We start from the raw sequence: 19,766 nt of genomic DNA, 5'->3' as shown, positions 1-19,766 counted from the left end.
GCGGCCGGCGCGGCGGCCGGGATCAGGACTTGGCCTTGTGCGCCTGCAGCTGTTCGCGCAGCTGGTGCGCGTTCGAGTGGCTGTAATCCTTGTTCAGCTCCAGGTCGACCTTCTGCTTGAGCTGGTCGTTCAGTTGCGCGCGCAGCACCCCCAGGAAGCGCGGCTCGGCCACCAGCGTCAGCTTCTGGAAACGCTGTTCCTGGTGTCCCTTCAGCAGGAAGGCGCAGACGTCCTTGGCGAAGCGTTCGGCGTCGTGCTGTTCCGGCGTCTGGTTCGGCTCGTACAGCTTGCCCGGCGTGGCGCCGCCGGTATTGTGGATGCCCTGGGGCGCCGCGGTCGGGCTGCCGCCGTCGGTGTTGATGTCGGCGTCGCGCAAGCGGGCGTTGGCGCTGACCATGTCTTCGACTTCCTGCAGCGGCTGCTGCGGGTCGGATTCGGCGAAGATGCGTGCGCGGCCGGCGTCGGCGGAAACGATCCAGGTTGTGCTCATGTTACCTCCCAGTGTTGACGATGGTTGTTCCATGCGGCCCGTGGGCCGCGCGTTCGGTGCCTCGGCCTGCGTCGGTGCAGGCCATGCGTTGGAGGAAGTCTATCCGAAGCGGCATTTTCGGGCGGTACGAAAGGGAACGGAATGGAGCGCGCCGCGTTCGCCTGCGTTGCGGCATGATGAGACGGCGCCAAACCCGATCCCGTGGCTGTTGCGACGCCGGGACGCCGATTAGCAAGATTTGACAAACATCCCTCCCGGTTCGCCGACACAATGCCCTCCATACGAAGACGAGAGACGCCCTGAAGGACAGCTCGCTGTCCGGCCCTGCGCGTCCGCCGGATTCGACACTGGCAGTTTCATCGATGTCTGGGGAGAGCACATGGACAAGTCGTTCGAAGGGCAGCACTGCGCCCGCACCGCCATCGCGGCCGCGGTTTCCTTGTTGGCGGTGGGCGCCGCTGCGCAGGCGCGCGCGCAGGAGGCGGCGGAGCCGGGCGTCGCTACGCCGGGCGCCGCGCAGACGGTGATCGTGACCGGCGTGCGCGCCGCGCTGGAACAGTCGCTGCGCCAGAAACGCAATGCCGACGCGGTGGTCGAGGTGGTCACCGCCGAGGACATCGGCAAGATGCCCGACAAGAACGTGGCCGACGCCATCCAGCGCCTGCCCGGCGTGAACACCCAATCCTCGGCCGGCGGCGAGGGCGGCTTCGGCGAGAACGACCGCGTCAGCCTGCGCGGCACCAGCCCCAGCCTGCAGCAGACCCTGTTCAACGGCCACGCCATCAGCACCGGCGACTGGTTCCTGCTGAACCAGATCGGCGGCAACGTCGGCCGCTCCAGCAGCTTTTCCCTGCTGCCCTCGGAACTGGTGGGCTCGATCGTGGTGCAGAAGAGCGCCAGCGCCGACCTGGTCGAGGGCGGCGTGTCGGGCGCCATCAACGTGATCACGCGCCGTCCGCTGGACCTGCGCCAGCCGCTCACGGTCGAGGGTTCGGTGCAGGCCAACTACAACGATTTGTCCGGCAGGACCGAGCCGCAGCTGTCGGCGCTGGTGAGCTGGAAAAACCCGGACAGCACCCTCGGCGTTCTGGTGCAAGGCTTCTCGGAGAAGCAGGGCGTGCGCCGCGACGGCCAGGAAATCCTCGGCTACACGCCGATCGCCGCCGCCAGCGCCGCCGCGCGCGCCAATCCGCAACTGGCCGGCGTGCTGGTGCCGACCTTCATCGGCGCCGCCCTGTTCGAGCAGACCAAGAAGCGCCAAGGCGGCGCCTTCGACATCGAGGCCAAGCCGTCGCGTGCCTTCGGCGTCGACCTGAACGGCTTCTATTCGAAGCTGGAAGCGCCGCACCAGAACACCAACTGGCTGGCGGCGCCGGCCAATTCGATCAACAGCGCCGGCCAGGTGCCGCAGAACCCGGTCGTACGCAACGGCACGCTGGTGAGCGCCGCCTTCCCGGTCAATGCGGGCGAGGTCGACAACATCTACCGGCCGGACGCTGGCGGCGAATCCTGGTACCTCGACCTGAACGGGCGCTGGCGCGCCGGCGATGACCTGGGTTTTACCGGCCGCATCGGCAAGACCCACGGCGTCGGCTACGACCGCAACGACGTCTACTACCAGAACAACGTCGACGGCGGCATGCGCTACGGCCTGAACGGCATGACGCCGGCCGACGTCGCCTACCCCGGTGGCAACACGGTCACGCCCGGTTCCACCGCCTGGGCCGGCGGCGGCGAGGCGCGCTCGGTCGACCAGGAAAAGTATGCCCAGCTCGACGCCGAATGGCGCCTGCGCGATGCCGGCGCGGCGCAGGCGCTGCGCTTCGGCGCGCGCTGGACCGACCATGCGCGCAGCGCCGAACACCCGCTGGAAACCCGGCCCGGCGCTACGGGCTTCACCAATCCCGGTCCGGCCTGGAGCGGCCAGCTGTACCCGTCCGACTTCGGCCGGGACCTGGGCGGCAACGTGCTGTCGAATTACTTCAAGTACGACGGCGCCGCGCTCGGCGCCTGGGGCGCGGTGCCGGGCAACCGCCTGCTCGATTACACCCTGCGCCACAACTGGCTGGACGAATTCCGCGTCGGCGAAAAGACCGCGGCGCTGTACGCGCTGGCCGACATGCAGGGACAAGGCTGGAGCGGCAACGTCGGTTTGCGCGCGGTCCACACGCGCCAGACCACCGTGGTCAACCTGCCGGGCGGGCCGAATCCGGTCACCGGCTCGGCCTTCGGCCCGTACACGCCGACGACGTATCAACGCAGCTACCGCGACTGGCTGCCGAGCGCCAACCTCAAGTACGACGCGCGCCCCGACCTGGTGATCCGCGCCGGCATCGCCAAGACCATGGCGCGCCCCGACTACAGCGCGCTGGGCGGCTCGGTGTCGCTCAACGACGACGCCCTGTCCGGCAGCGGCGGCAACGTCAACCTGGATCCGGTGCGCGCGACCAACCTCGACCTGTCGGCCGAGTGGTACTACGCGCCCAAGGCGCTGCTGTCGGCCGGCTTGTTTTACATGGACTTCGGTTCCATCGTGGCGCAGGGCACCAGCAGCGGCAGCTACTACAACAACAAGCGCGGCGCCTTTACCGAGTACCAGATCACGTCTCCCTACAACACCGGGGCGAAAAACAAGGGCGTGGAGCTGAGCTGGCAGCAGCCCTTGTGGCGCGACTACGGCTTCCTGGCCAACTACACCTACGCGGACGGTGAGCTGGACGGGGGCGGCGAACTCCTGAATTCCTCGCGCAACACCTGGAACCTGACCGGCTACTACGAGAACGAGCGCTTCTCGGCGCGCCTGGCCTACAACTACCGCTCGGCCTACAAGGCGGGCGTGGACCGCGGCGCCAGCCAGCACGTGGACGGCATGCCGACGCTGGCGGCGTCGGTCAACGTCAAGCTGGGCGAGCACCTGACCCTGACCTTCGACGGCTTGAACCTCACCAACGAGACCATCAGGATGTATGCCGAGAACAAGGACCGGCCGCGCGCCTTTTATGCCAACGGCCGCACCTTCTACCTCGGCCTGCGCGGCAAGCTCTGAACGTGGGCTTGCCGAAGCGGGAAGGCGCGCCGGTGACGCTGGCGTGGGAATGCCTGTCGAACCTGGACGACGAACAGCGCTTCTCGGCGCGCCTGCGGCTGCATAACGCATCCGGCACGCCGATCGGCGCCGGCTGGGCGCTGTACTTCAACAGCTGCCGGCGCATCCTGCCGTGGACGGTGGATGGCGGTTTCGCCATCGTCCATGTCAACGGCGACCTGTTCCGCCTGACGCGCAGCGCGCAGGAAGACTGGGCGCCGGGCCGGGACTATGCGCTGCGCTACCAGGCGCGCTTCTGGGCGATCAGCATCACCGACGCGCCGCTCGGCTTCTACCTGGTGACGGCGGCCGGCCAGGCGATCGACCTGGGCGACCCGGCCATCGCGCCGTTCGTCCAGCCGTGCCAGCTGCTGCGCCATGCGCACGACCTGGTGCCGGCGGCCGACGCCGCCTGGCGCTACCGCGAGAACGCGGCCCTGGCCCTGCTGCCGCCGCACGCGGTCGGGCGCGTCACGCCGCGGCCGCTCGAGGCGCGTTTCGACGAGGATGCGCGGCGTGTGATCCTGCGCAGCGGCACGCCGCTCGTCGTGCGCGGCGACGCGGCGGCGCTGGCGGGCGAGATCGCCTTGTTGCGTGCCTTGCTGGGCGGGTTGCCGGCCGGCGCCGACGATGAAGATGGCGCGGCGGCGCACATCGTGCTGGAATGCGGCCCGGTGGCGGCGCCCGGCGCGGAAGCCTACCTGCTCGAGATCGGCGCCGGTCCTGGCGGCCGCGCCCAAGTGCTGCTGCGCGGCGCCAGCGCCCACGGCGTGTTCAACGGCCTGCAGACGCTGGCCCAGCTGCTGGAAGACGATGGCGCCTTGCCGGCCGGGCGGGTGCTGGACGCGCCGCGCTTCGGCTACCGCGGCCTGATGCTCGACGTGGCGCGCCATTTCGTCGGCGTGGACACCGTGCTGCGCCTGGTCGACTGCATGGCATGCTACAAGCTGAACCGCCTGCACCTGCACCTGACCGACGACGAAGGCTGGCGCCTGCACATCGACGCGTTGCCGGAACTGACGGCCATCGGCGCCCGGCGCGGCGTCCCCGGTGCGGACGAAGCGCCGTGCCTGCCGCCTTCGTTCGGCTCGGGCGCCGCGGTGGCCGGTTCCGCCGGCACCGGCTACTATGGCCGCGCCGATTTCATCGCCATCCTGCGCTACGCGAACGCGCGCCACATCGAGGTGATCCCGGAATTCAACCTGCCCGGCCATGCGCGCGCGGCGGTGGTGGCGATGCGCGCGCGCCACGACCGGCTGCTGGCGCAGGGGGATGCGCAGGGCGCGGCGCGCTACCGGCTGGACGATCCCGACGACGCCTCCGCGTACGAGTCGGTGCAGATGTGGCGCGACAACGTCGTCTGCATCGCGCTGCCCTCGGTCGACCGCTTCATCGAGACCGTGGTCGCCCACGTGGCGGCGCTGTACCGCGCCGCCGGCGTGCCGCTGTGGACGATCCACACCGGCGGCGACGAAGTGCCGGCCGGCGCCTGGACCGCGTCGCCGCGCTGCCGGGCGCTGATGCGCGAACGCGGCTGGGACACGGTCGGCCGGCTGCACGCCGACTTCGTGGCGCGCTGCCGCGCGATCCTGGCGCGCCACGGCATCGCCTGCGCCGGCTGGGAAGAGACGGCGCTGGTGCACGCCGGCGGCACCACGGCGATGCCGGCGCCCCCTGGGGGCCACGGCCCCGGCGTCCAGGTCTACGCCTGGAACAATGCCTGGGGCTCGGGCCAGGAAGACCTGGCCTACCGCCTCGCCAACGCCGGCCACGACGTGGTGCTGGCCAACGCCGCCAGCCTGTACTTCGACCTGGCCCATGCCAAGGACCCGCACGAGCCGGGCTACTACTGGGCCGGCTTCGTCGATACCCGCGACACCTTCGCCTTCCGTCCCTTCGCCATGCTCGACGCCGCCGCGGCCGACCCGATGGGGCGGCCGGTGGCGCCGGCGCGGCGCGCGGCGCTGCAGCGCCTGGACGCGGCGGGGCGCGCGCACATCCGCGGCCTGCAGGGGCAACTATGGGGAGAAAACGCAGGTTCGCCCGCGCGCATCGAATACCTGGCGGCGCCGCGCCTGCTGGCGCTGGCCGAACGCGCCTGGGCGCCCGACCCCGGCTGGGACGGCATCGCCGACCCGGCGGCGCGCGCCGCCGCCATCGGCGCCGCCTGGAACGAATTCGCCAACCGCCTCGGCCAGCGCGAACTGGCGCGCCTGGACCGCGCGCCGCTAGACTGGGCCTACCGCCTGCCGCCGCCGGGCGTGCTGTGCGAAGCCGCCGGCGACGCGACGATCGTGCATGCCAACGCCGCCTTTCCCGGCCTTGCCCTGCATTACACTGTGGACGGCAGCGCGCCGCGCGCCGACGGCCCGCGCTACCGGGCGCCGCTGACGCTGGCCGCCGGCGCGGTGCTGAAGGTGGCGAGTTTCGATACGCGCGGCCGCGCCAGCCGCGTCGTCACCATCGACAACCGGATGTCCCATCACGAGGAGCGCCATGGACGAGACCACAACGGTGCCGGCGGCGCCTGAACCCGCGCGCGGCGCGCGCCATCCGCTGGCCTGGGTGCCGACCCTGTACCTGGCGCAGGGGCTGCCGTTCTACAGCGTGGCGCTGGTGGCCGGGCTGATGTTCAAGAGCCTGGGCGTGGCCAACGACCGCATCGCCCACTGGACCGGGCTGCTCGGCCTGGCCTGGGTGTTCAAGGCGCTGTGGAGTCCCTTGCTCGAACTGGCGCCGGGCAAGAAGGCGGCGGTGGTGGCGTTGCAGCTGGTGGGCGGCGCCGCCCTCGGCGCGCTGGCGCTGGCGCTGCAGCTGCCGGGCTGGTTCGCGCTGTCGATCGGGCTGCTGGCGCTGGTGGCGCTGGCGTCCAGCACCCACGACATCGCCGCCGACGGCTTGTACATCGCCAGCCTGGACGCGCGCCGCCAGGCCGCCTACGCCGGCTGGCAGGGCGCCTTTTTCAACGGCGCCAAGTTCCTGTCCCTGGGCGGCCTGGTGATCCTGGCCGGGCACCTGGAGCAGAAAATCGGCGCGTTCGCCGCCTGGTCCGCCGTGTTCGGGCTGTTGGGCGCGCTGATGGCCGTCCTCGGCCTGTACCACGCCTGGGCCTTGCCGGATGCGCGCGCTCGCGCGGCGGCGGGCGTGCCGGCGGCGTCCGCACACCTGCGCGGCGTGGCGCTGATGCTGGACGTGGTCCGCACCTTTTTCGCCAAGCGCGGCATCTGGCTCGGCCTCCTGTTCATCGTGCTGTTCCGCGCCGGGGAAGGGCAGGTCCAGACCATCGGTCCGCTGTTCCTGCGCGATGCGCGTGCGCTCGGCGGCCTGGGCCTGTCGACCCAGCAGGTCGGCGCCATCTACGGCACCGCCGGCACTGCCGCCTTCCTGGCCGGCAGCGTGCTGGGCGGCTGGTTCAGCGCGCGCCTCGGCCTGCGCCGCGCGATGCCGTTCCTGATCCTGGCGATGAACCTGCCCAACCTGGTGTTCTACTGGCTGAGCGTGGCCCGGCCGGACGCGGCGGCCGCCGTCACCGCGGCGCTGGGATTGGAGATGTTCGGCTACGGCTTCGGCTTCGTCGGCATCATCCTGTTCATCATGCAGGTGATCGCCAGCGGGCCGTACCAGACCGCGCATTACGCGCTCGGCACCGGCTTCATGCAGCTGGGCTTCGTGCTGTCGAAGGTGGTCAGCGGCGACATCCAGCAGGCGCTGGGCTACCGCCATTTCTTCCTGTGGGTGTTGCTGGCCGCGCTGCCGGCGCTCGTGCTGGCGCGCTGCGTGCGGCTGGAAGTGGCGACGAATACGGAGGCGGGCGGCGGCACCGGCCAGCCGTCGGGAGCGGCGCCGGCCGCGCCGATGGCGGCGCAGCCGCTGGCGCGGCCGCCGTCCGGTCAGCCGCGGTAGGTGCGGCGCTGCGGCGGCGCGTTGCGCTTTTCGATGTGGCGGAAGGTGATGCGGCCCTTGCTCAGGTCGTACGCCGACATTTCCAGCGTCACGCGGTCGCCCGCCAGGATGCGGATGTGGTGCTGGCGCATCTTGCCGGAGGTGTAGGCGATCAGCTTGTGGCCGTTGTCCAGGTCGACGCGAAAGCGCGAGTCGGGCAGGATTTCCTGGACGATGCCGTCCATTTCGATGAGTTCTTCTTTGGCCATGTTGTCCTCGATAGGTAATGCAGACGACAGCGGGCGTCCTGCCCGGATGCGGTCGGCGAGCCGGCCTTGCAGATAGTCGCTGCAACGAACCGGAGCGTTGAAGTGGGATGGAGCGGCGCGCTGCGCGCCTGCGGGCGCGGTCAGTGAGGGCGGATCCGGCGCAAACTTTGCGTGCCGGAAACTACATTATAGCCCATGCCACTTTGTGGGTCTGACATTCATCAATTCCATCCCATCACCGGCGCGCGTGTTGCGCGCACGCTATACGCTTGTCGCAGGATCGTCCCGGGCAATCGATTGCTTCGGTCGATGGCGAAAATATCGCTTGAAATACTCCGTTTATACTCCAATTGGAGTATAAATAAAGCTCACCCACGGAAATCACACCATGAAGCTCGTCTCTTCCAAACAAAAACTGCCGGATACCGAAAAAGTCACGATCAACCTGGGACTGGTCGACCTGGCCCAGATGGACTTGTTGGTGGAGGAAGGGTTTTATACCAACCGTACCGATTTCGTCCGCACCGCCATCCGCAACCAGTTGCAGCAGCATGGCGAGGCGATCCGCCAGACCGTGGTGCGCAAGCGCTTCGTGATGGGCCTGCAGCGCTACACCAAAACCGAACTGGAGCAGGGTGTAGCGCGCGGCGAACGGCTCGACATCCACGTGCTCGGCCTGGCCTCGATCGACGACGACGTCACGCCGGAACTGGCGCGCGACGCCATCGCCTCGATCCGCGTGCTGGGCGCCTTCGTGGCCTCGGACGCGGTGCGCAAGGCGCTCGCCGACCGCACCTTCAGCTAATCAAAGGAACAGCCATGAAACCGTATGAACAATTTGTCGGCAAGATGCTGCGCGCGGTGCGCGACGGCCAGGGCAAGGACCCGGCCGCGCTCACCGGCATGATCCAGGAAGCGCTCGGCAGCGCCGGCCTGCTGCAGCCGCAGCCGGCGCAGGCGCCGGCCCGACCGGCGGCGCCCGAGCGCACCGCCTTCGTCGACCTGAACGAGGCGCCGGCGTGGGCGCGCAGCCAGGACGGCCGCGGCCCGGATCGCGCGCATGACGAGAATGCGGGCAAGGACGCCGGCGGGCCGGGCGCGGCGCCGTTCGGCGGCGCCATGCCGGCCTGGGACATGCAGGCCATGCGCGGTGCGATGCAGGACGCCATGCGCGGCGCCATGCCGGGCGCGATGCCGGGCAACTTCGCCGACCTGGCCGAGCAGCTCAAGCGCTTCCAGCCCGGCCAGGGCAGGGCGGACGCCGCACGTGACCTGGCGCGCGAACCGGGCGAATTCCTGCACGGGAGTTTCACCAACGACGCCGGCACGCGCCGCTATCGCCTGTACGTCCCGGCGCGCCCCGGCGCCGGCCCGCGCCCGCTGGTGGTGATGCTGCACGGCTGCAAGCAGAATCCGGAAGACTTCGCCGCCGGCACCGCGATGAACGTGCTGGCCGAGGAACACGGCTGCCTGGTGCTGTATCCGGAGCAGGCCGCCGGCGCCAACAGCCAGCAGTGCTGGAACTGGTTCGAGGCGGCGCACCAGGGCCGCGAGGCGGGCGAGCCGTCGATCATCGCCGGCATGACGCGCCAGGTGCTGCGCGAGCACGGCGGCGACGAGAACAGGGTATATGTCGCGGGCCTGTCGGCCGGCGGTGCGATGGCGGCGGTGGCGGCGGCGGCCTATCCCGAGCTGTATGCGGCGGTGGGCGTGCATTCCGGCCTGCCGGTGGGCGGCGCGCACGACCTGATGTCGGCCCTGAACGCGATGAAGGGCGCCCGCCACGGCAAGGGCGCGCGCCGCGCTGCGCTCGAGCGGCAAGTGCCGGCGATCGTGTTCCACGGCGACCAGGACGGCACCGTGCACGGCTCCAACGGCGAGGCGGTGTTCCACCAGTTCACCCACGGCGCCGGCCTGCGCGCGCACGAGGAACGCGGCGGTGCGGGCGGCGGCCGCAGCCATACCCGCACGCTGCTGCGCGACGACGCCGGCCGCACGGTGGCGGAATACTGGGTACTGCACGGCGCCGGCCACGCCTGGTCGGGCGGCAGCGCGGCCGGCTCGTACACCGACCAGAATGGTCCGGACGCCTCGGCCGAGATGCTGCGCTTCTTCCTGAGCCACGCGCGCCGATCATAGCGCGCCGGCTGGCGGGCCGGCCACCGGGTTTGCTATGCTAGCGGGTCCGCACGGCCAGGCTGGCAGCCAGGCCGGCATCCCTCATTTACGGAGCAGTAACATGGTTTCCCTGCAAGAGCAGCTGTTGAAGGCCGGCCTGGTCGACAAGAAAAAGGTCAAGGTGGCCAACCAGGAAAAGAGCAAGCAGCAGAAGATCGAACGCCGCACCGGCGTGGAAAGCGTCGACGAGACGCGCCAGGCGGCATTGGAGGCCCAGCGCAAGCAGGCCGAGCGCGCGCGCGAACTGAACGCCCAGCGCGACGCCGCCGCGCAGCAGAAGGCAGTGGCCGCCCAGATCACGCAGATGGTGCAGAAGAACCGCCAGAGCAAGGGCAACGGCGAGGTCGCCTACAACTTCACGATCGGCAGCAGGATCGAGCGCATCCACGTGTCGCCCGCGGTGCGCGACCACCTGGTGGCCGGGCGCCTGGCGATCGTCGCCCACGGCACCGGTTTCGAGCTGGTGCCGAAGGTCATCGCCGACAAGATCGCCGAGCGCGCGCCGGACAGCGTGGTGCGCGTCAACAAGCCCAGCGCCGAGGTCGATGCCGACGATCCGTACGCCGACTTCAAGATCCCGGACGATTTCACCTGGTAAGCCGCGCCGCCGGCGTCAGCGCTTCTTGACCGGCAGCGCCAGCCAGCCGCGCCAGCGGCCGTCCGCGCCGCGTTCCACGCGCTGGATGTGCGGCCGGGTGCTGTCCAGGCGCCACAGCGCCTGCCGGTCCAGCCAGTCCTCGTACATCGAACGGAAGCGCGGCCATTCGCCGTGGAAGTCGAGGCAGGCGTAGCTGCCGGCCGGCAGCAGGCGCAGGCCCAGGGCCGGGTCGTCGCTGCCGCCGCCGCCGTCGGCATAGCCGAAGTCGTAGCAGTATTCGCGCGCGCCCGTAAAACCCGGGTCTTCGTCGAACACGCCGTACCAGGCGCGCGCCGCCGCTGCGGCGGCGGGTGCGAGTTGGTGCGCATGCTCGCGTTCTTGCTCGTGCTGGCGGATGACGGCATTGCAGGCGCTCGACAGCGCTGCTCCGGATTGTCCGAAGAAGCGCCGGTAGCGCAGGGCCGCCGCCGGCAGGCTGCGCACCGCGATGCGCGCGGCGATGCTGCCGGGCGGCGGCGGCCGGTAGGGTGCCAGGAGCGCCTGCAGGTCGCCCGGTTCCGCCACGAAGAAGCTGACGTCGCTTTCGCGCCCGACCTGGCGGTCCATGTAGTCGCGCCAGCCGCCTTCGCGCCAGGCCTTGGCCGACATCGCGAACTGCTGCCGGAAGGCCTTGGCGAAGGCGGCGTTGGAGGGAAAGCCGCAATCCTGGGCGATGCGCACGATCGCCACGTCCGGCTCGTGGCGCAGCAGGTGGGCGGCGCGCCGCAGGCGCCGCTTGCGCTGGTAATCCACCGCCGAAAAGCCGGTCAGCTCGCGGAAGATGCGGTCGAAATGGAAGGACGAATAGCTGGCCGACGCCGCCAGCGATTTCAGCGCCAGCGGGTCGCCCACCGAACCGAGCATCAGGTCCATCGCTTCGTACAGGCGCGAGACCCGCGCGCCCGGTCTGGCGCGCTGCGCCGTGCGGCTGCTGGCAATCTCGGAATGCATCATGACAGGCGCCTCATGAGGAACGATCCAAATAATTTATATATTTGAAATATGGATGATCCTCAAACCCGCGCGCCTTGGCAAGCCTTTGTGGCGTCGATGCCGCGCAGCGTTGCCGGCACGCGGCGGCGCAGGGGTCAGCGGGCCGGGTCGGCGGCCTGCCTGGTCGGCGCGATCTTCGACACGTCGAAACCCTGGCGCGCCAGCCGCGCCAGCAGGGCATCGTAGGCCGGCTTCGGCACGTTCGGCGTGCGCGCCAGGATCCACAGGAACTCGCGCGTGGGCTCGCTCACCGCCGCCAGCTGGTAGGCGGGGTCGAGGTCGATCACCCAGTAGTCGCCCCACACCATCGGCAGGAACGACAGCCAGCGCGGTGCGAAGCGCACTTTCAGCTTGGGCGAATCGGGCGCGCCGCTCTGGCGCGCGCTGCCGACCGCGGTGTCGAGCCGGCCGTCGGCGCGGCGGCAGCGGTTCAGCACCTCCACCGTCCTGTCCGGCTGCAGGCTGTAGGTGGCGCTGGTGTCGCTGGCGCAGTCTTTCTGGAAGCGGTTCGGGTACTTGGCGATCTCATACCAGGTGCCCATGTAGCGCGGCACGTCGAGGCTGGCGATGGGCGTGACGGCGGGGGTTGCCGGCACGGCAGCGGCGGCAAGGGCGGCGCCGGCGACGCTTAGCGACAGCAGGAAGCCGGCGAGCAGCCGTGCCGGGTGCAAGGAGCAAGAAGTCATGGCGGGAATCGGTTGTTGATTTGCCGTCATCCTACAACGCCCGGCGGGGCAGCGGCGACCATCATCCGGCCGCGTCCTGATCCAGCATCGCCGCGATATCGGCATCCTGCCCGAAGGCGTCGGCAAAATACGCCACGAAGCGGTTGACCTTCAGCGACGGCCGCCGCGCCGGCTGGAACACCACGTTCAGCGGCAGCGGCGGGAGTTTATAACGCGTCAGGATCGGCTTGACGCGGCCGGCGCGGATGTCCGGCCCGTACACCCACAGGGTCGAGTAGCTGATGCCCAGGCCCTCGCACACGGCCTGGCGCGTCGCTTCCGAACTGTTGGAAAGGAAGCGGCCGTCGACCTTGACCGTCAGCGGCGCGCCGTCCTGGTCCATGAACACCCATTCGTTGATGCTCGAGAGACCCGTGTACAGGACGCACTGGTGCCCCTGCAGCTCGCTCGGATGCTGCGGCTCGCCATGGCGCGCCAGGTAGGCGGGCGCGGCCAGCGCGGCGCGGTGGGCGGTGCCGATGCGGCGCGCCACCAGGCGGCTGTCCTTCAGTTCGCCGACCCGGAAGGCGACGTCGACGCCGGCCGCGACCAGGTCGACGAAGCTGTCGTCGAGCACCAGGTCGATGCGGATGTTCGGATAGCGGTCGTAGAAACCCTGCAGGCGCGGCACGATGTGCTGGCGCCCGAACGCCGCCGGCGCCGACACCCGCAGCAGGCCCGAGATGTCGTGCTCGGCGCGCCGCACTTCGATGCGCGCTTCTTCCAGCGTGTCGAGCACCTGCCGGCAGCGCTCGTAGTACAGCTGGCCGGCCTCGGTCAGCGAATGGCTGCGCGTCGAGCGCACCAGCAGCCTGGCGCCGAGCTGGTTCTCCAGCGCCTGCACCTGCTTGCTGATGGCCGACTGGGTGGTCATTTCCTCGCGCGCCACCGCCGAGAAGCTGCCGCTTTCCACGACCCGGCAAAAGGTTTCCATCAAGCGCAGGCGGTCCATGGCGGCTCCTTCGATTCAGTCCTGTCAGGAATAAATCATATCACCGGCGCCGCCTATTCCATCCGGCCGGGAATGGGCATAATGGCTTCATTGCACGGGGCCGCTACGTCGCGACAGCGACCGACGCGGCCCCTTCACATTTCCAGAAAGGTTTTACCATGACCGATGTTTCGAACCATGCCCAGCCCCTGCTGTTCCAGCCGACCCGCATCGGCGACATCGACGTCGCCAACCGCGTCGTGATGGCGCCGCTCACCCGCAGCCGCGCCGACGAAGCCGCCGGCGACGTCCCGGGCAGCCCGATGAACGTCGAGTACTACCGCCAGCGCAGCAATGCCGGCCTGATCATCAGCGAAGGCACGCAGGTCTCGCCGCTCGGCAAGGGCTACATGGCGACGCCGGGCATCTACTCGGACGCGCAGGTCGAAGGCTGGAAGCCGATCACCGCCGCCGTGCATGCAGCCGGCTCGAAGATCGTGGCGCAGATCTGGCACGTCGGCCGCATCACCCACCCGGAACTGACCGGCGGCGCGCAGCCGATCGGCCCGTCGGCGCTGCGTCCGGAAACGCTCGCCTACACCCACAAGGGCAAGCTGGACGCGCCCACCCCGCGCGAACTGAGCCTCGATGACATCCGCCAGGTGGTCGACGAGTTCCGCCGCGGCGCCGCCAATGCCATCCGCGCCGGCTTCGACGGCGTCGAGATCCATGGCGCCAACGGCTACCTGGTCGACCAGTTCCTGCGCGACGGCGCCAACCAGCGCACCGACAATTACGGCGGCTCGGTCGAGAACCGCGCCCGCTTCGCGCTCGAGGTGGTGGATGCGGTGGCGGCCGAGATCGGCGCCGGCCGGGTCGGCATCCGCCTGTCGCCAGTGACGCCGTCGAACGACATCCGCGACAGCGACCCGCAGGCGGTGTTCGGCTACCTGGTCGAGCAGCTGAACGCGCGCGGCATCGCCTTCATCCACTTCGTCGAGGGCGAAACCGGCGGCGCGCGCGACGTGCCCGGCTTCGACTTCGCCTGGGCGCGCACGGCCTTCAAGGGTACCTACATCGCCAACAACGGCTATGACCGCGAGATGGCATTGGCGGCGGTGGAATCGGGCGCGGCCGACGCGGTCGCCTTCGGCCGGCTGTACATCGCCAACCCGGACCTGGTGCAGCGCCTGGCGCGCAACGCGCCGCTGAATACGCCGAATCCGCAGACCTTCTATACCTTCGGCGAGGAAGGCTATACGGATTATCCGAGCCTGCAGCAGGCGGCTTGAGTCCGGTACTCTGACCTTGTTCAGGCGAGTCGAAAACACTGGGCGTCGTTCCAGGCATTGCCTGAAACGACTCCCCGCGAAGGCGCACTAGTGTCCAAGATAGTATTGATGGCCTAAAGACCGTCGTCCCCGCGAAGGCGGGGACCCATGCTGAGTGTCCCAAGTTGGTGTTTTTGAAGCATTCTGGTTGCTTCTGGGTACCAAATTCTTTTGCTCAGTATGGGTCCCCGCCTTCGCGGGGACGACGCATTTGGTATTGAGCAAACGCAAACTCCGCTTTGATCTATCGCCTAAAGTAGCGCTGCATCACGAGGTGCACCGTTCGCCGTGGCCGCGTCGCGGCTTCCGCCACTTTTTGCGAGGATCCCCCATGAACAACCCGGTCGTCTGGTTCGAGATCTACGTGCAGGACATGGCGCGCGCCCGCGCCTTTTATGAAACCGTGCTGCCGGCGCAACTGGAAGCGCTGGATGCGCCCGATATCGAGATGTGGACCTTCCCGATGCAATCGAACGGCGCCGGCGCGGCCGGCGCGCTGGTGCGCATGCCGGGCTTCGAACCGGGCGCCAACAGCGTGCTGGTGTATTTCGGCTGCGAGGATTGCGCCGAGCAGGCGGGCAGGGTGGCCGGCGCCGGCGGCAAGGTGGTCAAGGACAAGTTTTCGATAGGGAAATACGGCCATATCGCCCTCGTGAACGATACCGAGGGCAACATGATCGGCCTGCATTCGATGCGTTGAACTTGCCGCGCAGGCGGCCGCCGATCAATCGTCGGCGTGCACGCCGCCGCCGGCGCACGCCAGCGCCACGACGATCGACGCCAGCACCACCAGGCCGAGCGCGCCGGCCAGCTGCAGCAGCCCTGCATCGTCGATCGGATGCAGGGGCAGGACGCCGGCATGGCGGCCGGCGGCGAACAGCACCGCCAGCGTCGGCACCACGATGGCGCCCCACGCCAGGCCGGCGCGCACGCCGCCGAGCAGCAGCGCCACCATCGGGCACAGCGCGAACCAGGACACGGTCGGCGCGCCGATGCCGCCCAGGTGCAGCGCCAGCCAGACTTTCAGCAGGTACAGCGCGCCGACGAACTGGTCGCGCGCCAGGGGCAGCGGCAGGCCGGCGCGCAGGGCGAACGGCGCCGCCACCATCGCGGCGCCGCCGCCCAGCACCACCGCGCCGGCGGCGTCGAAGCCGAGCAGGTGGTACAGCAGCGCCAGCAGCGGCGCGCTGAGCGCCGTCAGGCCGGCCAGCAGCGCCAGGTCGCGCGCCGCGCGGCGCTGGCGCGGCCGGGCCTGCAGCCGCGCCGGCACGATGCGCCCGATGCGGTCCAGGATGCCTGGGCCTTGCCCTGCGCTTTGCCCTGTCCCTGCGCGACTGCCGTCTGCCATGGCGGCTTACGGGCGCGCGCGCTGGCTGTCGATAAAGGCGGCCAGCAGTTCCACGCTCTGGTAGTCGAACAGCAGTTCCGGCAGGATCGCCATGCCCAGCTGCTGCTCGAGGTCGACCGCGATGGTGGCGGTGGCCAGCGAGTCCATGCCGAGCGTGGTGAACGGCGTGTCGTCGTCGAGCTGCACCACGTCGCGCCGCGCTTCCGAACGCAGCCAGCGCATCACGCACTCGTGCACCACGGCGCGCGTGGCGGCGGAAGCGCCCGCTGCCGCGGCATCCGGTGCGCCGCCACCGCCGGCATCGTTTGCCACGCTGTCTTCCACGCCGGCCGTGCCGTCGGCTTGGCCCTGCTGCTGCGCCTGGCGCGGCAGGTGCTGGGCCGCATGGCGCGCGGCGCCGCCGTCGCGCCGCAGCAGCGGGTCCATGAACTGGGTTTCGCCCGGCAGGCGCTGGTCGATGTCGCCGATGGCGGCGGCATAGCCGTCGACCATGGCCAGCAGCGCGTCGGCGGCGTTGTGCGGACGGTTGGCGGCCATTTCCGCCACCAGTTCCTGGGCCAGCGCGCTGAAGCGGCGGCGCGCCCAGGCCACGGCGTCGCTGGCGGCCTGCTGGTCGCACGGCCCGTCGAGCTGCTTGCGTTCGGCGGCCGCCAGCAAGAAGGCGCGCGCGGTCAGCTCGCCCAGGCGGTAGTCGAGCCACTGGCCGAGCGCGGCCTGGGTCGGGAACAGGCGCGCGCCGCCGTCCGCGGCGGCGCGCACGCGCGCGATGGCGGCGCCCAGTTCGGCGGCCAGCGCCGGGCGTCCGAGCGTCTCGCCCAGGTAGCTTTCCACCGGCCCGCCCGCATGCGAAGCCGAGGCGCCCAGGTGCGCGTACAGGGTCTCGGTCGGGCCTTCCAGGATGCGCAGCACGCGCGCGTCGCGCAGGATCTGCGGCGCCGCGTTGGTCTCGATGTAGCCGCGCCCGCCCAGCATCTGCACCAGTTGGTCGGCGGCGCTGCCGAGCGCCTCGGTGGCGGCGGTCTTGCAGGCCAGGTAGGCTTCGGCCGGGGCAGCCGCGCCCTGGTCGACTTGCCCGGCGATGGCGTATACCAGCGCTTCCACCGCGAAGATGCTGGAACCGAGTCCCTGCAGGCGCGCCACCGTCACCGGATTGGCGGCCAGCTTGCCGGTGGCGATGTCGCGCCGCGCCGCGTAGCGCGCCATCAGCTGGGCGCAGCGCTTCATGGCGCCGACGCAGATGCCGCCGATGCCCAGGCGGCTGAACAGCATGGCGTCGCGCGCCACTTCCATGCCCTCGCCCGGAGACAGCAGCATGGCGCCGTCGGGGACGAAGGCGTCTTCCAGGAACACCGTGTTCTGCACCATGCCGCGCATGCCCATGGTCAGCGATTCCGGTCCCTGCACCAGGCCCGGGTTGTCGGCTTCGACGGTGATGGCGCTGATGCCGAGCGGGGCGCCGCCCGCGTCGGTCGCCTTGGCGAACACGGTGGTCACGCCGGCCCACGAGGCCAGGCCGATCCACTGCTTTTCGCCGCTGACGCGCCAGCCGCCCTCGGTGCGCATGGCGCTGGCGCGCAGCGCCATCGGGTTCGAGCCGGCGTCGGGCTCGGTCAGGCCGAACGAGGCCATCTGGCGGCCGCTGGCCAGCGCCGGCAGCAGGCGTTCGCGCAGTGCCGGCGCAGCGAAGCGCAGCAGCGGGCGGATGCCCAGGCCGTTGTGCACGCCGACCATGGTGGCCACCGTCATGTCGACCGCGGCCAGCTGTTCCAGCACGCGCATCAGGTCGACGGTGGCGAGGTCGCGCCCGCCGTATTGCAGCGGCGCCTGCAGGCCGAAGAAGCCCTGGTTGCCGAGATCGAGCACGACGTACGGCGGCACCGTGCGGCGCTCGTCGATCACGCGCGAATTGATGCGGCGCTCGGCGTACTGGCGCAGCCAGGCGATCATGGCGTCGGCGCGGGCGCGGCTGCCGGCGGCGTCGGTGCCCGGCGCGGACGCGGGCGCATCGGGCGCGTCAAGGGCGGCCGGCGCCTCGGCAGCCGGCGCGGCCGGGGTGGCCGGCAGCGCCGGCGCGGCCGGGACGTCGGCGTCGGCATGGATGCTGCGGCGGTCGAACAGGCTGCCCGGCATCACCCACACCAGTTCCAGCTGGCCCAGCAGCGCCAGTTCCTTGCAGCGCGAGCGCTGCACCTTGCCGCTGGTGGTGCGCGGGAAGCTGCCCGGCCGCACGAACACGATCGACGACACCGACACGTCGAACTGCTGCGAGATCACGCTGGTGATGGCGCGCGCGCTGGCCTCGATCTGCGCCAGGTAGGCGTCGGTGGTGTGCGGGTGCTCGGTCTTCTGGGCGTGCTGGGCGGCGCGCACCAGGCTGCGGTTGGCCTCGGCCACGATCGCCAGCCGTTCCTGGCCCTGGATCTCGACCGAGAACGCGGCGCACATGTTCGGCTCGATGAAGTCGATGGCGCGCTCGATGACTTCCTCGACGTCCTGCGGATAGACGTTGCGGCCGTTGATGATGATCAGGTCCTTCAAGCGGCCGGTGATGAACAGCTCGCCGTCGCGGATGAAGCCGAGGTCGCCGGTGCGCAGGAACGGGCCTTCGTCCGTCTTGGCCAGGCGCGCGCCGAAGGTGGCCTCGGTCACGTCCGGGCGCATCCAGTAGCCGCGCGTCACGCTCGGGCCGCTGACCCAGATCTCGCCGACGCGCCAGTTCGACACCGGCAGGTGCGTTTCCGGATCGACGATCGCGACCCGGGTGCCGCTGCCGATGCGGCCCGAGCTGACGATCTCGCGCGCATCCTCGTCGTCCGGGGCGGCGTTGCGGATCTGGTTCCCTTCGAGCAGGGATTTACTCACCGTCATGACCACCGGCGCGGTCTCGATCGGCCCGCCGCTGACGAACAGCGTGGTCTCGGCCATGCCGTAGCACGGGAACAGCATGGTGTCGCGCATGCCGCAGGCGGCAAAGGCGTCGACGAAGGCGCGCAGCGTGGCGGCGCGCACCGGCTCGGAACCGTTGTAGGCGACCTTCAGGCTGGACAGGTCGAGCCCGGCCTTCTGGCTGTCCTGGACACGGCGCGCGCAGTAGTCCCAGCCGAAGTTGGGCGCGCCGGCGCAGGTGCCGCGGTAGCGCGAGATGGCCTGCAGCCACGCCAGCGGATTTTTCAAAAAGGCCGCCGGCGCCATCAGCACGCAGTGGAAGCCGACGTGCAGCGGCGAGACCACGCTGCCGATCAGGCCCATGTCGTGGAACAGCGGCAGCCAGCTGACCATCACGGTGTCCGGCGTGAAGCCGAAGCCGTTGCGGATCGATTCGACGTTGCTGGCGATGTTGCGGTGAGTGACCTCGACGCCTTTCGGCAGCGCGGTCGAGCCCGAGGTGTATTGCAGGAAGGCGATCGCGTCCGGATCGACCGGCGGCAGCGGCGTGGCCGTGTAGGTCGGTTCCAGTGCGTCGGTGGTCAGGACGGCGCGGTGGGCGGCGTCGACGAGGGACAGGCTGGCCTTGATCGCGCTCTCGCTGTCGACGCGGGTCAGGATCAGGGCCGGGTCGGCATCCTCGAGCAGGGCGCGCAGCCGGCGCGAGGCGCGGCTTTTATGCGGGATCGTGGCCGGCACGGCGATCAGGCCGGCCAGCTGGCAGGCCAGGTAGACGACGATGAACTCCAGCCCGGCCGGGTACAGCAGCAGCGCGCGCGAACCGGGCGCGGCGCGCTCGGCGAGGGCGCGCGCCATGCGCGAGGCGCGCTGCTCCAGCTGGCCGTAGGTGATCTCGTCGATCTTGCCGTCGTCGCGCAGGAAGGTGTAGGCCAGGCGCTCCGGCGCGGCCTGCGCATGGTGGCGCAGGCGATCGGTCAGCAGTTCGAGGGTGCCGTGCATGTCTCTCATGTC

Annotated in this window: 15 protein-coding genes; 8 read left to right on the top strand and 7 right to left on the bottom strand. The window is 70.2% G+C overall.

What is annotated here, in order from left to right; translation table 11 throughout:
• Positions 1 to 22 precede the first annotated feature (22 nt).
• On the bottom strand, positions 23 to 490 hold the full coding sequence (locus tag HH212_RS05305; RefSeq protein WP_169434410.1) for a host attachment protein: 468 nt from the start codon (positions 488 to 490) through the stop codon (positions 23 to 25).
• Between the two features lie 379 nt (positions 491 to 869).
• Between HH212_RS05305 and HH212_RS05300 the strand changes: the two genes are divergently transcribed.
• From HH212_RS05300 to HH212_RS05290, 3 genes are read left to right on the top strand one after another with little or no spacing between them, the layout of a single operon-like run.
• On the top strand, positions 870 to 3,536 hold the full coding sequence (locus HH212_RS05300) for a TonB-dependent receptor (RefSeq protein ID WP_169434409.1): 2,667 nt from the start codon (positions 870 to 872) through the stop codon (positions 3,534 to 3,536).
• A gap of 8 nt (positions 3,537 to 3,544) precedes the next feature.
• Positions 3,545 to 6,106, top strand: a complete 2,562-nt coding sequence (locus tag HH212_RS05295; protein ID WP_169434408.1) for a family 20 glycosylhydrolase — start codon at positions 3,545 to 3,547, stop codon at positions 6,104 to 6,106.
• A complete protein-coding gene (locus HH212_RS05290; protein ID WP_169434407.1) occupies positions 6,072 to 7,478 on the top strand; it encodes an MFS transporter in 1,407 nt (468 codons plus the stop codon). The genes HH212_RS05295 and HH212_RS05290 overlap by 35 nt, the downstream gene beginning before the upstream one ends.
• Here HH212_RS05290 and infA read toward each other — a convergent pair.
• Positions 7,466 to 7,726: a translation initiation factor IF-1 gene (gene infA, locus HH212_RS05285; RefSeq protein ID WP_169434405.1), complete on the bottom strand. Its 261-nt coding sequence runs from the start codon at positions 7,724 to 7,726 to the stop codon at positions 7,466 to 7,468. The two genes, HH212_RS05290 and infA, sit on opposite strands and share 13 nt — an antisense overlap.
• A 388-nt stretch (positions 7,727 to 8,114) precedes the next feature.
• Here infA and HH212_RS05280 point away from each other — a divergent pair, with 388 nt between their 5' ends.
• From HH212_RS05280 to HH212_RS05270, 3 genes are all read left to right on the top strand, one after another.
• Complete coding sequence (locus HH212_RS05280) at positions 8,115 to 8,531, top strand: ribbon-helix-helix domain-containing protein (RefSeq protein WP_169434403.1); 417 nt, start codon at positions 8,115 to 8,117, stop codon at positions 8,529 to 8,531.
• Between the two features lie 14 nt (positions 8,532 to 8,545).
• Entirely contained in the window at positions 8,546 to 9,865 is a 1,320-nt protein-coding gene (locus tag HH212_RS05275) for an extracellular catalytic domain type 1 short-chain-length polyhydroxyalkanoate depolymerase (RefSeq protein ID WP_229217579.1), read from the top strand.
• Positions 9,866 to 9,965: 100 nt separating this feature from the next.
• On the top strand, positions 9,966 to 10,502 hold the full coding sequence (locus tag HH212_RS05270; protein ID WP_169434401.1) for a DUF2058 domain-containing protein: 537 nt from the start codon (positions 9,966 to 9,968) through the stop codon (positions 10,500 to 10,502).
• A gap of 15 nt (positions 10,503 to 10,517) precedes the next feature.
• Here HH212_RS05270 and HH212_RS05265 read toward each other — a convergent pair whose 3' ends face one another.
• The 3 genes from HH212_RS05265 to HH212_RS05255 all read right to left on the bottom strand — a co-directional run bounded on the left by HH212_RS05265 (position 10,518) and on the right by HH212_RS05255 (position 13,211).
• Positions 10,518 to 11,495, bottom strand: a complete 978-nt coding sequence (locus HH212_RS05265) for a helix-turn-helix domain-containing protein (protein WP_229217578.1) — start codon at positions 11,493 to 11,495, stop codon at positions 10,518 to 10,520.
• A gap of 134 nt (positions 11,496 to 11,629) precedes the next feature.
• Complete coding sequence (locus HH212_RS05260) at positions 11,630 to 12,220, bottom strand: lipocalin family protein (RefSeq protein WP_169434399.1); 591 nt, start codon at positions 12,218 to 12,220, stop codon at positions 11,630 to 11,632.
• A 61-nt stretch (positions 12,221 to 12,281) separates the two neighbouring features.
• Positions 12,282 to 13,211 (bottom strand): LysR family transcriptional regulator, encoded by a 930-nt coding sequence (locus HH212_RS05255; RefSeq protein ID WP_169434398.1) that lies wholly within the window; start codon positions 13,209 to 13,211, stop codon positions 12,282 to 12,284.
• Positions 13,212 to 13,369: 158 nt separating this feature from the next.
• Between HH212_RS05255 and HH212_RS05250 the strand changes: the two genes are divergently transcribed.
• Together HH212_RS05250 and HH212_RS05245 are read left to right on the top strand one after the other, a co-directional pair.
• Positions 13,370 to 14,482: an alkene reductase gene (locus tag HH212_RS05250; protein WP_169434397.1), complete on the top strand. Its 1,113-nt coding sequence runs from the start codon at positions 13,370 to 13,372 to the stop codon at positions 14,480 to 14,482.
• Positions 14,483 to 14,852: 370 nt separating this feature from the next.
• Positions 14,853 to 15,221 carry a VOC family protein gene (locus HH212_RS05245; RefSeq protein ID WP_169434396.1) on the top strand — a complete coding sequence of 123 codons (369 nt, stop codon included), beginning with the start codon at positions 14,853 to 14,855 and terminating at the stop codon, positions 15,219 to 15,221.
• A 24-nt stretch (positions 15,222 to 15,245) separates the two neighbouring features.
• Here the strand turns inward: HH212_RS05245 and HH212_RS05240 are convergent, their stop codons facing one another.
• Both HH212_RS05240 and HH212_RS05235 read right to left on the bottom strand, forming a co-directional pair.
• The gene (locus tag HH212_RS05240) at positions 15,246 to 15,869 is read right to left on the bottom strand and encodes a hypothetical protein (RefSeq protein WP_169434395.1); all 624 of its coding nucleotides are present in this window, start codon (positions 15,867 to 15,869) and stop codon (positions 15,246 to 15,248) included.
• Between the two features lie 6 nt (positions 15,870 to 15,875).
• Positions 15,876 to 19,763, bottom strand: a complete 3,888-nt coding sequence (locus tag HH212_RS05235; protein ID WP_169434394.1) for an AMP-binding protein — start codon at positions 19,761 to 19,763, stop codon at positions 15,876 to 15,878.
• Positions 19,764 to 19,766 lie beyond the last annotated feature (3 nt).

The sequence above is a fragment of the Massilia forsythiae genome (assembly GCF_012849555.1).
GTDB classification, from domain to species: domain Bacteria; phylum Pseudomonadota; class Gammaproteobacteria; order Burkholderiales; family Burkholderiaceae_D; genus Telluria; species Telluria forsythiae.
The sequence above is the reverse complement of the archived record's forward strand: the minus strand, read 5'-3'. Positions and strand labels throughout refer to the sequence as shown.